The organism is Thioalkalivibrio sp. ALE28 (assembly GCF_000377425.1).
Classification (GTDB): Bacteria; Pseudomonadota; Gammaproteobacteria; order Ectothiorhodospirales; family Ectothiorhodospiraceae; genus Thioalkalivibrio.
Genome location: NZ_KB898093.1, coordinates 204,531 through 216,969 on the forward strand (window position 1 = coordinate 204,531; position 12,439 = coordinate 216,969).

15 protein-coding genes are annotated in these 12,439 nt (G+C 69.6%); 4 read left to right on the plus strand and 11 right to left on the minus strand.

Translation table 11 applies throughout. The annotated features are described in order from the left end of the window. Positions 1 to 13: 13 nt before the first annotated feature. The 11 genes from D105_RS0100970 to gshB form a co-directional block, all read right to left on the minus strand. Complete coding sequence (locus D105_RS0100970; RefSeq protein WP_018875957.1) at positions 14 to 922, minus strand: dihydroorotate dehydrogenase electron transfer subunit; 909 nt, start codon at positions 920 to 922, stop codon at positions 14 to 16. Beyond that, a complete protein-coding gene (locus D105_RS0100975; RefSeq protein WP_018877219.1) occupies positions 919 to 2,211 on the minus strand; it encodes a dihydroorotase in 1,293 nt (430 codons plus the stop codon). Before D105_RS0100975 ends, D105_RS0100970 begins: the two co-directional genes overlap by 4 nt. Then, positions 2,208 to 3,221, minus strand: a complete 1,014-nt coding sequence (locus D105_RS0100980; protein ID WP_018865962.1) for an aspartate carbamoyltransferase catalytic subunit — start codon at positions 3,219 to 3,221, stop codon at positions 2,208 to 2,210. The genes D105_RS0100975 and D105_RS0100980 overlap by 4 nt, the downstream gene beginning before the upstream one ends. Positions 3,222 to 3,240: 19 nt before the next feature. Then, the gene (gene pyrR, locus D105_RS0100985) at positions 3,241 to 3,759 is read right to left on the minus strand and encodes a bifunctional pyr operon transcriptional regulator/uracil phosphoribosyltransferase PyrR (RefSeq protein WP_018865961.1); all 519 of its coding nucleotides are present in this window, start codon (positions 3,757 to 3,759) and stop codon (positions 3,241 to 3,243) included. After that, a complete protein-coding gene (gene ruvX, locus D105_RS0100990; RefSeq protein WP_018865960.1) occupies positions 3,756 to 4,151 on the minus strand; it encodes a Holliday junction resolvase RuvX in 396 nt (131 codons plus the stop codon). The genes pyrR and ruvX overlap by 4 nt, the downstream gene beginning before the upstream one ends. A 2-nt stretch (positions 4,152 to 4,153) precedes the next feature. Next, positions 4,154 to 4,732: a YqgE/AlgH family protein gene (locus D105_RS0100995; RefSeq protein ID WP_018877220.1), complete on the minus strand. Its 579-nt coding sequence runs from the start codon at positions 4,730 to 4,732 to the stop codon at positions 4,154 to 4,156. A gap of 62 nt (positions 4,733 to 4,794) precedes the next feature. After that, positions 4,795 to 5,736 (minus strand): energy transducer TonB, encoded by a 942-nt coding sequence (locus D105_RS0101000; RefSeq protein WP_018877221.1) that lies wholly within the window; start codon positions 5,734 to 5,736, stop codon positions 4,795 to 4,797. 69 nt (positions 5,737 to 5,805) lie between these two features. Continuing rightward, the gene (locus D105_RS0101005; protein ID WP_018877222.1) at positions 5,806 to 6,357 is read right to left on the minus strand and encodes a Gx transporter family protein; all 552 of its coding nucleotides are present in this window, start codon (positions 6,355 to 6,357) and stop codon (positions 5,806 to 5,808) included. A gap of 5 nt (positions 6,358 to 6,362) precedes the next feature. After that, a complete protein-coding gene (locus D105_RS0101010) occupies positions 6,363 to 6,737 on the minus strand; it encodes a NusG domain II-containing protein (protein ID WP_018865956.1) in 375 nt (124 codons plus the stop codon). Beyond that, positions 6,734 to 7,771, minus strand: coding sequence for an FAD:protein FMN transferase (locus D105_RS0101015; protein ID WP_018877223.1), 1,038 nt, complete (start codon positions 7,769 to 7,771; stop codon positions 6,734 to 6,736). The genes D105_RS0101010 and D105_RS0101015 overlap by 4 nt, the downstream gene beginning before the upstream one ends. 5 nt (positions 7,772 to 7,776) lie before the next feature. Beyond that, a complete protein-coding gene (gshB, locus tag D105_RS0101020; protein ID WP_018877224.1) occupies positions 7,777 to 8,724 on the minus strand; it encodes a glutathione synthase in 948 nt (315 codons plus the stop codon). Positions 8,725 to 8,907: 183 nt separating this feature from the next. Here gshB and D105_RS0101025 point away from each other — a divergent pair, with 183 nt between their 5' ends. From D105_RS0101025 to D105_RS0101040, 4 genes are read left to right on the plus strand one after another with little or no spacing between them, the layout of a single operon-like run. Then, positions 8,908 to 9,324, plus strand: coding sequence for a PleD family two-component system response regulator (locus tag D105_RS0101025; RefSeq protein WP_026279175.1), 417 nt, complete (start codon positions 8,908 to 8,910; stop codon positions 9,322 to 9,324). A 37-nt stretch (positions 9,325 to 9,361) separates the two neighbouring features. Next, positions 9,362 to 9,727, plus strand: a complete 366-nt coding sequence (locus D105_RS0101030) for a PleD family two-component system response regulator (protein ID WP_018865952.1) — start codon at positions 9,362 to 9,364, stop codon at positions 9,725 to 9,727. After that, positions 9,724 to 10,305, plus strand: coding sequence for a chemotaxis protein CheW (locus D105_RS0101035; RefSeq protein WP_018865951.1), 582 nt, complete (start codon positions 9,724 to 9,726; stop codon positions 10,303 to 10,305). The genes D105_RS0101030 and D105_RS0101035 overlap by 4 nt, the downstream gene beginning before the upstream one ends. A 36-nt stretch (positions 10,306 to 10,341) precedes the next feature. Beyond that, complete coding sequence (locus D105_RS0101040) at positions 10,342 to 12,432, plus strand: methyl-accepting chemotaxis protein (protein ID WP_018865950.1); 2,091 nt, start codon at positions 10,342 to 10,344, stop codon at positions 12,430 to 12,432. Positions 12,433 to 12,439: the final 7 nt, after the last annotated feature.

The window sequence follows — 12,439 nt, forward strand, 5'->3', positions numbered from 1 at the left end:
CAGGGTCTTTCCCTCAGGCCCGCTCCGGCTCCGGAAAGACATCCGCTGCCGCGAACACCGGGCCGTCCACGCAGACGCGCTTCATCGCCACGCCCTCCGGGGTGCGCACCGGGACCGTGCAGCCGGCGCAGCCGCCCACCGCGCAGGCCATGAACTCCTCCAGCGAGACCTGGCAGGGCAGGTCGAACTCCGCCGCCAGTTCCGCGCAGGCCTCGAGCATGGGGTGCGGGCCGCAGGCGAAGATCTCCACCTGGTCGCGTTCCGCCGGCGACAGCCCGGCCAGCCAGGCGCGCCCGAGATCGGTCACGAAGCCGTCAAAGGCGCCCGGCAGCCCGGCCTTCGAGGTCAGGCGACAGGCCACGCCCCAGTCCTCCAGCAGCGGCAGGGTCGCGATCGCGCCGTCCGGGAGCCCCGGCCACAGGATCTCGGAGGGGCGCGCGTGAAACGGGAACGGGACCTCGGAGCCCAGCACCGCGTGGGTCTGCCCGGCCTCGCCCTGCAGGTGCAGGCGATGGGCCAGGAAGATCATTGGCGGGATGCCGACCCCGCCACCCAGCAGCAGCCGCTTCGGTCGCTCCGGGTGCAGGCGGAAGGGCTGGCCGATCGGGCCCAGCACGCTGAGGGTGTCGCCCTTGACCTGTTGCGACAGCGCACGGGTACCGTCTCCCACGACCTTGTAGAGAAACTCCACCCAGCCGGCCTCGCGGTCCACGCGCTGGATCGACAGCGGCCGGCGCATCAGCAGTCGCGGCGCGCACTGCAGGTGGGCGAACTGCCCCGGCTGGGCCGCGCGGGCACATTCGGGGGCGAAGACCCGCAGGATCCATTGGTCCGCCCCGGCATCGTGGTGGTCCAGGATGCGCCCCTCTTCCTGGAAGATCGTGCCCCGGTGGGGGCGGGCGGCGGTCTCGCGCGCAGTCATGCGGTGTCCTCGGAAGTCAGGGTCCAGACCGGGCGTCCGGCGACCCAGGTCTCGCGGACCTGACCGGAGAAGGTCCAGTTGAAGAAGGGGGTGTTGTGGCCGGCGCTCAGCCAGTCCTCGCGCCGCACCTCCTGCATCGCGGTCGGGTCCCACAGCACGAAGTCGGCGCGTGCCCCTGGTGTCAGGCGGCCCTGGGCAAAGTCGAGGATCTCCGCCGGCCCGGTGGTCACCCGGGCCAGCGCCTCGTGCAGGCTCATCAGCCCGTCCTCGACCAGGCGCAGCGTCAGCGGCAGCAGGGTCTCCAGCGCCGAGATGCCGGGCTCGGTGCCGGCGAAGGGCCCCAGTTTGCTGTCGGGCTCGTGCGGCTGGTGGTCGGAGCAGATCGCGCTGATGTCGCCGCGCGCGACCGCCGCGCGCAGTCCGTCGCGGTCGCGCTGGCCCCGCAGGGGCGGGATCACATGGCAGTTCGGGTCGTATTCCGCGACGTCCACCTCGGTCAGGAACAGCTGGTGGGCGGCCACGTCCGCGCTGACCGGCAGGCCCTCGGCGCGCGCCTTGGTGATCATCTCCGCGCCGCGCCGAGTGGACAGGCGGGCCACATGGACCCGCGCGCCGGTCTGTTCGACCAGGGCCAGGATGGCGCCCAGCGCGGCGGTTTCCGCCGCCTCGGGGATGCTGGCCAGACCGAGGCGGGTGGAGACCGCGCCCTCGTGCATGCAGCCGGAGCCGGTCAGGGCCGGGTCCTGGGCGGACAGCACGATGGTCAGGCCGAAGGTGGTCGCGTATTCCAGTGCGCGGCGCAGGACCAGCAGGCTGGCCAGCGGTTTGCTGGCGTTGCTGACCCCGCGGGCGCCGGCCTGCATCAGGGCCGCCATCTCGGCGAGCTGCTGGCCCTCCAGTTGATGGGTCAGCGCGCCCAGCACGTACACCCGCACGCCGCAGGCCTGGCGGGCGCGGCGGTTGATCAGCTCCACCTCGGCGGGCGAGTCGATCGGGGGTTCGGTGTCCGGCGGCACCACCAGGCTGGTAATACCGCCGCGGGCCGCCGCCAGGGTCTCGCTGGCGACGGTGGCCTTGTGTTCCTGCCCCGGCTCGCGCAGGCGCGCCGCGAGGTCGATCAGGCCGGGGATGAGCCACAGCCCGCTGGCGTCGATCCGCCGGCGCGGCTCGAAACCGTCCGGGGCCTGGCCGCGGGCGAGGATCTCGCTGCCCTGCACGCACAGTGAGCCGACGGCGTCGAAGCCGTCCACCGGGTCGAGGATACGGGCGTTCTCGATCAGCACGCTCATGCCTGGTGGGCCCCCATCACCATGGACATCACCGCCATGCGCACGGAGATGCCGTAGGTGACCTGTTCCAGGATCACCGAGTGCGGGCCGTCGGCCACTGCGGACTCGATCTCCACCCCGCGGTTGGCGGGCCCGGGGTGCATGACCAGGCAGGTCGGATGGGCCAGCTGCAGGCGCCGAGAGGTCAGGCCGAACAGCTGGTAGTACTCGTGTTCGGAGGGCAGGTGGGCGTGTTCCATGCGCTCGCGCTGCAGGCGCAGCATGATGATCACGTCGACATCCTGCAGCCCGGCGTCGAGGTCGTTGTAGACGTGCACGCCGAGCTGGTCGACATCCGCCGGCAGCAGCGAGCAGGGTGCGACCACGCGCACCTCGCCGGTCTGCAGGATGTTCAGCGCGTGGATCTGCGAGCGCGCCACGCGCGAGTGCAGGATGTCGCCGACGATCGCGACCTTCAGCTTGGTGAAGTCGCCCTTGTGGCGGCGGATGGTGAACATGTCCAGCAGCGCCTGGGTCGGATGCGCGTGGCGGCCGTCGCCGGCATTCAGCACGCTGATGCCCGGGGCCACGTGGCGGGCGATGAAGTGCGCGGTGCCGCTCTCCTCGTGGCGCACGACGAACATGTCGACGTTCATCGCCTCGATGTTGCGTAGGGTGTCCAGCAGGCTCTCGCCCTTCACCGCGGAGGACGTGTTGATGTTCACGTTCAGCACATCCGCGGACAGGCGCTTGGCGGCCAGCTCGAAGGTGGTGCGGGTGCGCGTGCTGGCCTCGAAGAACAGGTTGACGATGGTCTTGCCGCGCAGCAGCGGGACCTTCTTCACCGCCTTCTCGTTCATGTTGGCGAACGACTCGGCGGTGTCCAGGATCTCGGTGAGGAGCTCCCGGTTCAGGCCTTCGATGGTCAGCATGTGGCGCAGCTGACCGTCGTCGGTCAGCTGCAGGCGGTTGGGCAGCGGGCCCGGTTCGGGCAGGCGCGCGCCGGGGTGGGCGATCAGGGTCTCGGTCATCCGTCGTGCTTCCGCTGGCTCAGGCCTTCAGGTCCTCGGGGTCGATGGCGACCCGCTCCAGGCGCAGCGGCTCGGGCCCGCGCAGCTTGATCTGTTCGGTCTTGCCGAGCTCCATGTGGGCCCCGACGATCGCGGCCTCCATGGGCAGTTCGCGTCCGTCGCGCTCGACCAGCACCGCCAGGGTTACCGAGGCGGGGCGGCCGTAGTCGAACAGCTCGTTCAGCGCCGCGCGGATCGTGCGCCCGGTGAACAGGACGTCGTCGACCAGCAGCACGTGCTCTCCGTCCAGATCCTCCGGCAACTCGGAGGGGCGTACCTGCGGGTGCATGCCGATGCGCGAGAAGTCGTCGCGGTAGAAGCTGATGTCGAGCTTGCCCAGGGGGCGCTCCACCCCCAGGCGTTCGCGCAGGTGCTCCGCGATCCAGACGCCACCGGAATGGATGCCGACGACGATCGGCTGGTCGATCCCGTGGGTCTTGAGATGGTGGCGGGCCTGTTCGGCCATGTCGTCGAGCAGGGTCGGGACGTCCGGCGTCATGATGCGTTCTCCAGAAACCAGCCTTCGAGGATGACCGCGGCGGCATGGGCGTCCAGCCCCGGGTCGTGGCGTCCCGGCCGGCGGCGCTCGCGGGCCAGGTGGGATGTCAGGTGCTCGTCGCTCCAGTATACCGGTTGCCCGTAGCGTTCTTCGAGGGTCCGGGCGAAGCCCCGGATGCGCCGCGCCAGTGGCGTGGGCTTGCCGTCCGCCTGGGTCGGCCAGCCGACCACGAAACCCTCCGGGGCCCATTCCGCCACCAGCGTGTCGATGCCGGACCACAGGTCGGGCGCGTCGCTGGCGAACGTGCGCAGGCCGCGGGCCGAGCCGGTCAGCTCTTCGCCGACCGCGACCCCGATTCGGCGTCGCCCGTAGTCGAACGCCAGCAGCCCCACGATCAGGCGTGGCCGGAGGCCGAGCTGATCAGATTGACGTCGATGCCGATCAGTTCGGCGGCGGCGCGCCAGCGCTCGGCGCTGGGGCGGTCAAAGAGGATGTCGGCGTCGGCGCGGGCGGTGAGCCAGGCATTCTCGGCCAGCTCGCTCTCCAGCTGGCCAGGGCCCCAACCGGCGTGGCCCAGCGCGATCAGGACTCGGCGCGGGCCCTGCCCGGCGTTGATTGCCTCGAGGATGTCGCGCGAGGTGGTCAACATGATGGAGTCGGTGATGGGCTGGCTGCCGCGCCAGGTCTGCTCGGCGGAATGCAGCACGAAGCCGTGTTCCGGCTGCACCGGGCCGCCGCGGTAGACCGGCATCTCCGGCAGGTCCTCGCCGGGCTCCAGTTCCACGTGCTCCAGCAGTTCGCGCAGCGAGAACTCGGTAGGCTGATTGATGACCAGCCCCAGCGCGCCCTCTTCGTCGTGGTCACAGATATAGGTGACCGCATGGCTGAAGTAGCCATCGTTCAGGCTCGGCATCGCGATCAGGAAGTGATCGCGCAGGCTGTCGGGCTCGTGGCGGGCGGTCGTCGGATTCATGGCTCCAGTATCGATGCTGACCCGGCCGGTCGCAAGGCAGCCGGCGGGGCCGGGCCGATCCGTCAGCGGATCTGCTGCATCTGGTCGCGGCGGAAGGCCCAGGTGCGGGTGATCACCAGTTCGTCGTATTCCTCGCGCATGGCGTCCGTGAACGGGGCATAGGGGGCCGCCAGCTCCACGATGCGGATCGCCGCCTGGTCCAGGACCGGTTCCCCGGAGCTGCGGGCGACCTGGATATCGAGCAGTTCGCCCGCCGGGTTGATGCGCACCGACAGGACCAGGGTCCCGGACAGGCCGCGCCGCCGCGCCTCGTCCGGATAGTTCAGGTTGCCCAGGCGTTCGACCTTGTTGATCCAGGCCTGCAGGTAGGCGGCCTCGGGGGCGCTGCGCGCGGCGAGGCTGTCGAGGTAGCGGGTGCGGCTGGCCCGGGTCGAGAATGCCTGGCGCTCCTCCGCGGGCGCCGCGCGGGCGCTCTCCAGGCCACGGTTCATCAGGGTCGCTGCAGAGGGCCGGTCTTCGGCGTCGGGGGACTCCAGTGGCTCGGGGTCGGCGACCTCGGGAGCCGCGGCGTGTGCGTCCGGCGTGTCGGCGGCGACCGCGTCGGGTTCCGGTTCGGGTTCCGGCTGTGCCGGGTCCATGACCAGCGGGCCGGCCTCCGGCAATGGTGCATCGAGGCCCTCCGGCTCGGGCTCGCCGATCCCGGCATCCTCTGCCTCCGGCGCCTGTGCCTCCTGGATCTCCTCGCCCTCGCCGCTGGCGGCCTGGTCCCGGGTGGCGATGTGCTCGACCGCTTCGTCCGGCTCCGGCGGCGGGGCGTCGGGGTCGGTGACCCAGGTGATGTCCAGCGGTTCGCGGGTCGGGCTTTCGATCGGATCGACCGCGAAGCCGATCCCCAGGATGATCAGCGCGTGGGCGACCACCGCGAGGAAGATCATGGTCCCCAGGTGGTCCTGCACGCGCGGCGTCTCCGGCGGGGGCGTGCCCGGACTGGCGTGGGGCGTCATGCCGCCTCCGGCCCGGCGGGGCGGCCACGCACGGCCCCGACGCCCACTAGCGCGCGGGTTCGACGGGGGCTACTGGCTGGGCTGGGGAGTGTGGACATGACGCTGGATTCGCGGATCGGCGAGGACCTGGGCGGTCAGTATACCGGTCAGGCTGCCGGTGATCAGGGCGGCGAGCAACAGCGGGGGCAGCACCAGGGGCAGATTGGGATGCGGGATGATCACCGCCCAGGCGAGCAGGAACTGGCCCGCGACGTGCGCCATCGCCGCCGCGATGCCCAGACCGACCGGTCCGACATGGCGGGGGGCGAAGGGGCGCAGGACCGCCAGCAGGGCGAGGCTCGCGACGGCCCCGGCCAGCGACAGCCAGAAGGCGGGACTCAGTAGTGTCCCCAGCAGCAGGCTGCTTCCGACCACGCGGAGCAGCGTGACCGCCACGGCCGCGCGCCAGCCCAGGGCCAGCAGCGTGATCAGGGTGACGATATTCGCCAGCCCCGGCTTGATGCCCGGGATCGGGCTGGGGATCGCGGCCTCGAGGATCTGGATGCCGATCGCGATGGCGGCGAGCGCGGCGATGGCCCGGTCACGGGCGTCGCTGCCGGCCTGCGGATGCCCGGGCGCCACGGGATTCAATAATGCATGCTGTCGAAGCCGGGGTCGGTGCCGAGCACCTGCAGCGTCAGCCGGTTGGGCAGGCTGACGGCAACGTCGCCGTGGGCCTGCAGCCAGCCGCTGGACTCGCAGATGTCCTGGCGCCCGGGGGAGTCGGCACAGCGTGCCCGGCCCGGTTCGATCTCGATACGGGTGATGCCGGCCGGGCCCTGGACCTCGAGGACCCGGGCGCGATCCAGGGGTTCGTGCTGCGGCGCGACCCCGGCCTGGCTGATGACCAGCACCCGGGCATCGCCCGCAGGGGTGTAGGCCAGCACGAAGGCCGCCACCACGATCCCGGCGGCCAGGCTGCCGATCAGCGCGTCACCCCAGCGCAGCCGGCCGGCGTTCACGGCAGTTCGCGCACCACGAATGGCTCGCGGTCGCGGCCGGGTTGTACCCGGTCGGCCAGTGCCGGCGTGGCCTCGATGCGGTCTTCCAGTACCACCAGTGCGTGGTCGATGCCCATCTTGCGGGCGTATTCCGGCCAGGCCTCCGGGCCGGCGATCATTAGCGTGGTGGCGGCGGCGTCGGCCAGGGCGGGGTCGTGGTGGAGCACGGTGGCGCTGTCGATGCCTTGGCTCGGACGGCCGGTGCGCGGGTCGATCACGTGGTGGATGCGCGTGCCGTCCCAGTCATAGCCGCGTTCGTAGTCGCCGGAGGTGAACAGGGCTTCGCCGCCGTCCAGTTCGATGCTGCCGAGCACGCCGCCGTTCGGGTGGCGGATGCCCACGCGCCACGGGCGTGTCTCGGGGCGGCCCAGGGTCATCAGGTCGCCGCCGGCGTTGAAGATCGCGGCCTCCACCCCGAGTTCCGCGAGCAGGTCCAGCACCCGCTCTACCGCCAGCCCCTTGGCCAGCCCGCCGAAGTCGAGCTGCAGGTCCGGGTGGGTGCCCCGCAGGCGCACGCCATTGCGTTCGATATCCTGCATGCTCGGGGGGGCGTCCAGCAGTTTCGCCAGGGTTGCGTCGTCCGGCGGCGGGCCCTGGGGCTCGTCCTGATGGAAGCCCCAGGCCGCCACCAGTTTGCCCAGGGCGGGGTTGAACAGCCCCCCGCTGAGGGCCTCCATCTCCCGGCCGCGCTCGATCAGCGGCAGGACCGAGGGCGGGGCGCTGAATTCGCCCTGCAGGGCCAGCAGTTCGTTGGTCCGGCCAAGGGATCCGGGTTCCCAGGCATGCCAGGAGGTATGCAGGATCTCCAGTTCCTCCTGAACCGCGGTCCCGATGGCCTCCACGTCGTACTGGCCCGCGGGGTACAGGCTGAGGTCCACCAGAGTCCCGAAGGCGTAGAAGCCCAGCTGTTCGGTATCCGGTTCCTCGCGGCCGCAGGCGGCCAGCAGGAGGGTGGCGAGCAGCAGGAGCAGGGTGAGGGTCGTCGCGCGGCGCATGCCGGTCATCCTTCGATCGGGCGGGTGAGATAGTCGATGTACTGGCCGGCGAGGTCGTGACCGGTGGCGTCCAGCTCGCGCACGCCGGTGGGGCTGGTGACGTTGATCTCGGTCAGGTAGTCGCCGATGACGTCGATGCCGACAAAATCCAGGCCGCGGGCCTTGAGTTCCGGGGCGATCTTGCGGCAGATCCAGCGGTCGCGCTCGGTCAGCGGGCGGGCCTCGCCGCGGCCGCCCGCGGCGAGATTGGCACGGCTCTCGCCCGCGGCGGGGATGCGCGCCAGGGCATCGGGGCAGGGCTCGCCGCCGATCAGGATGATGCGCTTGTCACCCTCGGTGAACTCCGGCAGGAAGCGCTGGGCGACCACGCTGCGCTGGTCGAATTCGGTGATGGTCTCGAGGATGACCGAGGTGTTCGGGTCGCCCTGGCGGATGCGGAACACCGACGCCCCGCCCATCCCGTCCAGCGGCTTGACCACGATATCGCCCTGTACCTCGAGGAAGGCGCGGATGCGGCTTCGGTCGCGGGTGATCAGCGTGGGCGGGCAGCACTGCGGGAAGTGCGCGGTAAAGGCCTTCTCGTTGACGTCGCGCAGGGCCTGCGGCCGGTTCGACACCCGCACGCCCTCGCGTTCGGCGAGGTCGAGGGCGTAGGTCGCATAGATGTATTCGAGATCGAACGGTGGATCCTTGCGCATTAGCAGCACATCGAAACGGGCCGCCGGGCCCGTCTCCGGATCGCCCAGGCGGAAGAAGTCGTCGCGCTGGTCACGCACCTCGATGGGGCGGCTGCGCGCGCTCGCGCGGCCCTCCTCGATCCACAGATCGGCCGGCTCGAGATAGTGCAGGCGGTGCCCGCGGGCCTGCGCGGCCAGCATCATCGCGAAGCTGGTGTCCTTCCAGGGTTTGATGTCCGCCACCGGGTCCATCAGGATGGCAATGTTCGTGGTCACGTTGCCTCGATCGTGCGGGGTGTCCGGGCAGTATGCCACGCTGATCGAAGCTCGCGCGGCACCCGGGGGGTGGTGGCGGTGTTCGATGCATTGCGCTGCGCGCGATGCAATATCATGGTGTGCTGTTTGTCACGCGGCCCCGCTTCCGCTAGATTCGGGGCGAAATGGCCAGGGGGGGAGAAGGTGTCTAACGCGCTTGCCGAAGCGGACTCGGCCACCGAGTTTCAGGGACTCAAGGTCATGGTGATCGACGACAGCAAGACCATTCGGCGCACCGCCGAATCCTTGCTGCAGAAGCACGGGGCCGAGGTCATTACCGCCGTGGACGGCTTCGAGGCGCTGTCCAAGGTCGCCGAGTCGCGTCCGGACATTATCTTCATCGACGTCATGATGCCGCGCCTGGATGGCTACCAGACCTGCGCGCTGATCAAGAACAACAAGCAGTTCCGCGCCACGCCAATCATCATGCTGTCCAGCAAGGACAGTGTGTTCGACAAGGCGAAAGGCCGCGTCGTGGGGTCGGAGGATTACCTCACCAAGCCATTCACCAGGGACGACCTCCTGGGTGCCATGCGTCAGTACGCCAGCCCCTCGGCATGACGCGTTCCGCCACACCAACCAAGGAAAGACGAACCCCATGGCCCGTATTCTGATCGTTGACGATTCCCCGACCGAGATCCACGTGCTGCGTACCATGCTCGAGAAGCACGGGCATTCGGTGACCACCGCCGAGAGCGGCGAGGACGGGGTCGCGGCCGCGAAGTCGCAGGTCCCGGATCTGGTGCTGATGGATGTCGTGATGCCCGGGCTGAACGGCTTCCAGGCGACCCGCCAGCTGTCCCAGGCCGAGGAGACGGCGCATGTGCCGGTCGTCGTGGTCAGCACCAAGGATCAGGCGACCGACCGGGTCTGGGCGATGCGCCAGGGGGCCCGGGACTACATCACCAAGCCGGTGGTCGAGAAGAACCTGCTGGAAACCATCGGGAAGTACCTCTCCGCATGAAGACCGACCTGTCCTCGCCGTTTGCGCTGATCGCGAGCCTTGATCGCGAAGGGCGCCGCGTCAATCGCGAGTTGCGGCGGGACATTGGTACGGGCTGGCGCGGGGTCTTGCTGCGTGTTGGCGATTTCCGCTTTCTGGTCGACATGGACGCGATCGCCGAAGTGGCCGATCCGATGACGCTCACCCGCGTACCGCTGGCGGATGCCGCCGTGCTGGGGGTGGGCAACCTGCGCGGGCTGGTGCTGCCGGTGTTCGATATGGGCAAGCTGTTGCTGGACCGGCCATTGCCGGACGACGCGACCGGGCAGCGGATCGTGGTGGCGCCGCAGGGCCAGGGCATGGCCGGGCTGCTGGTCAGTCAGGTCGAGGGGATGCGCCGCTGCATCCCGTCCCAGCGCCGTCTGGAAGTCTCGGTCCCCGAGGCTGTCCGACCCTTTATTACCGGCGGATTCGATCTCGGGCACCGGCTGCATCCGGTGCTGGATCTGGATCTGCTGCTGAATGACAACAATCGCTTTACCGGCACGGGCTTGGCCGGTACATCCAGTAGCGAACAGTCCGCAGCCGCAGTCGGATGACGCGGGGCGCGGGGCTGCGACAGGGGGTATGAACTGATGGGATCGAGTCGTCGCGCACGTAATTTTGTCCTCGGGGGGCTGCTGGTGCTGGCCCTGATCGCGACCGGCGGGGCCTTTACCTACCACGAGTACGAGCAGAGCCAGTACCGCGACCGCATCGCGCTGGCCAACGACCTGCGCCTGCTGTCGCAGCGGCTGGCCACCAGCTCGCTGGAGGCCGCCGCGGGTTCCGAGCAGGCATTCTCCGACCTGCAGTCGCTGCGGGATGACTTCGAGGCACGTCTGGAACGGATCCGCACCGGGGGCGAAGGGCTGCAGCCGCTGCCGGAACCCCTGCAGGAGGACATCGCCACCGTGGACCGCGAGTGGTCCGCCTATCGGGACCACATCAACACGGTCATCCTCGGGCGTTCGGATATCCAGTTGATCACCGAGTTCTCCGACGCGGTGGCGGCCTTCTCTCCGGAACTGTCGCGGCTGTCCGATGATGTCGTGCGGCGCATGACCCAGATCGGCGAGCCGCCCGAGCAGGTCTATGTGGCGGCACGCCAGACCATGCTGATCCAGCGGATCGCCAACAACCTCGGCCGGGTGCTGCAGGGTGGCGCCGAGGCGGCCGCCGCCATCGAACGCTTCGAGCGTGACGCGACGCTGTACGGGCGGGTGCTGGACGGGCTGATCGAGGGCTTCGCCCCGCTGGGTGTGGAGCCGGTTGACGACCCGCAGGCACGGGCCCTGCTGCAGGAAATCGCCACGTTGTTCGTGGCCTTCAGCGAGGCGGTGGAAGGGGTTCTGGATACCTCCACCCAGGTGTTCGAGGTCAATGCCGCGGCCTCCAGTGTCGAGGCCAGCAGTGGCGCGATGCTCGAGACGACCGGCGCGTTCGAGACCGCCATCACGCGGGAGGCCGAACGGGCGGGCGTGATCGCCCTGATCGGCTTCGGCTTTGGTGGCCTGGCGCTGCTGCTGCTGATCGCGATGGGGCTGTTCCTCTACCGCGACACCAAGCGCGAACTGGCCGAGACCGAGGCCCAGAACGAGCGCAACCAGCAGGCGATCCTGCGCCTGCTTGACGAGATGATGAACCTCGCCGATGGCGACCTCACCGTGAACGCGACGGTGACCGAGGACTTCACCGGCGCCATCGCGGACTCGATGAACTACGCGATCGAGAACCTGCGTACCCTGGTCGCGACCATCAACACGGTGGCGGCCGACATCAGCGAGTCCTCGGCGTCCACCCGTTCGCAGGTGCTGGGGCTGGCCGAGAAGTCGGAAGAACAGGCCCGCGAGATCCAGCGCGCGGATGACGCGATCGACGAGGTCTCGCGTTCGGTGGACAAGGTGGCCCAGGATGCCGAGCAGTCGGCCTCCGTGGCACGTAACTCGGTGGAGATCGCGTCCCGCGGGGCCGGCACCGTGCGCCGCTCCATCGAGGGCATGGACAGTATCCGCGAGCAGATCCAGGAGACCGCGAAGCGGATCAAGCGACTGGGCGAATCCTCGCAGGAGATCGGCGACATCATCGGGCTGATCAACGACATCGCCGAACAGACCAACGTGCTGGCACTGAACGCGGCGATCCAGGCCTCCGCGGCGGGCGAGGCCGGCCGCGGCTTCGCGGTGGTGGCCGACGAAGTCCAGCGCCTCGCGGAACGTTCGTCCTCCGCGACCCGTCAGGTCGAAGGCCTGGTCAAGGCCATCCAGGCGGATACCAGCGAGGCCGTGAGCTCCATGGAGCAAAGTACCGCCAACGTGGTCCAGGGGGCCGAACTGGCCCAGGCCGCGGGCGAGGCGCTGTCCGAGATCGAACAGGTCTCCGCCGATCTCGCGGACCTGATCGACGGTATCTCCTCCTCGGCCCGCAAGCAGTCCGAGATGGCGCAGGACGTGACCTCCATCATGGCGCAGATCCGCGAGATTACCTCCGAGACCACGCAGGGGACGCAGTCCACCGCGGCGGCGATCGGGGATCTGGCCCAGCTCTCGGCCCAGCTGCAGTCCTCGGTATCGGACTTCAAGCTGCCCGAGCCGGGCAGCGCTACCGAGGCCGTTGGCGAGGACCCCGATGCGATGGATCCCGATCCCGACGCCGATACGACGTCCTCCGACGAACAACGGGCCTGACGGCGGA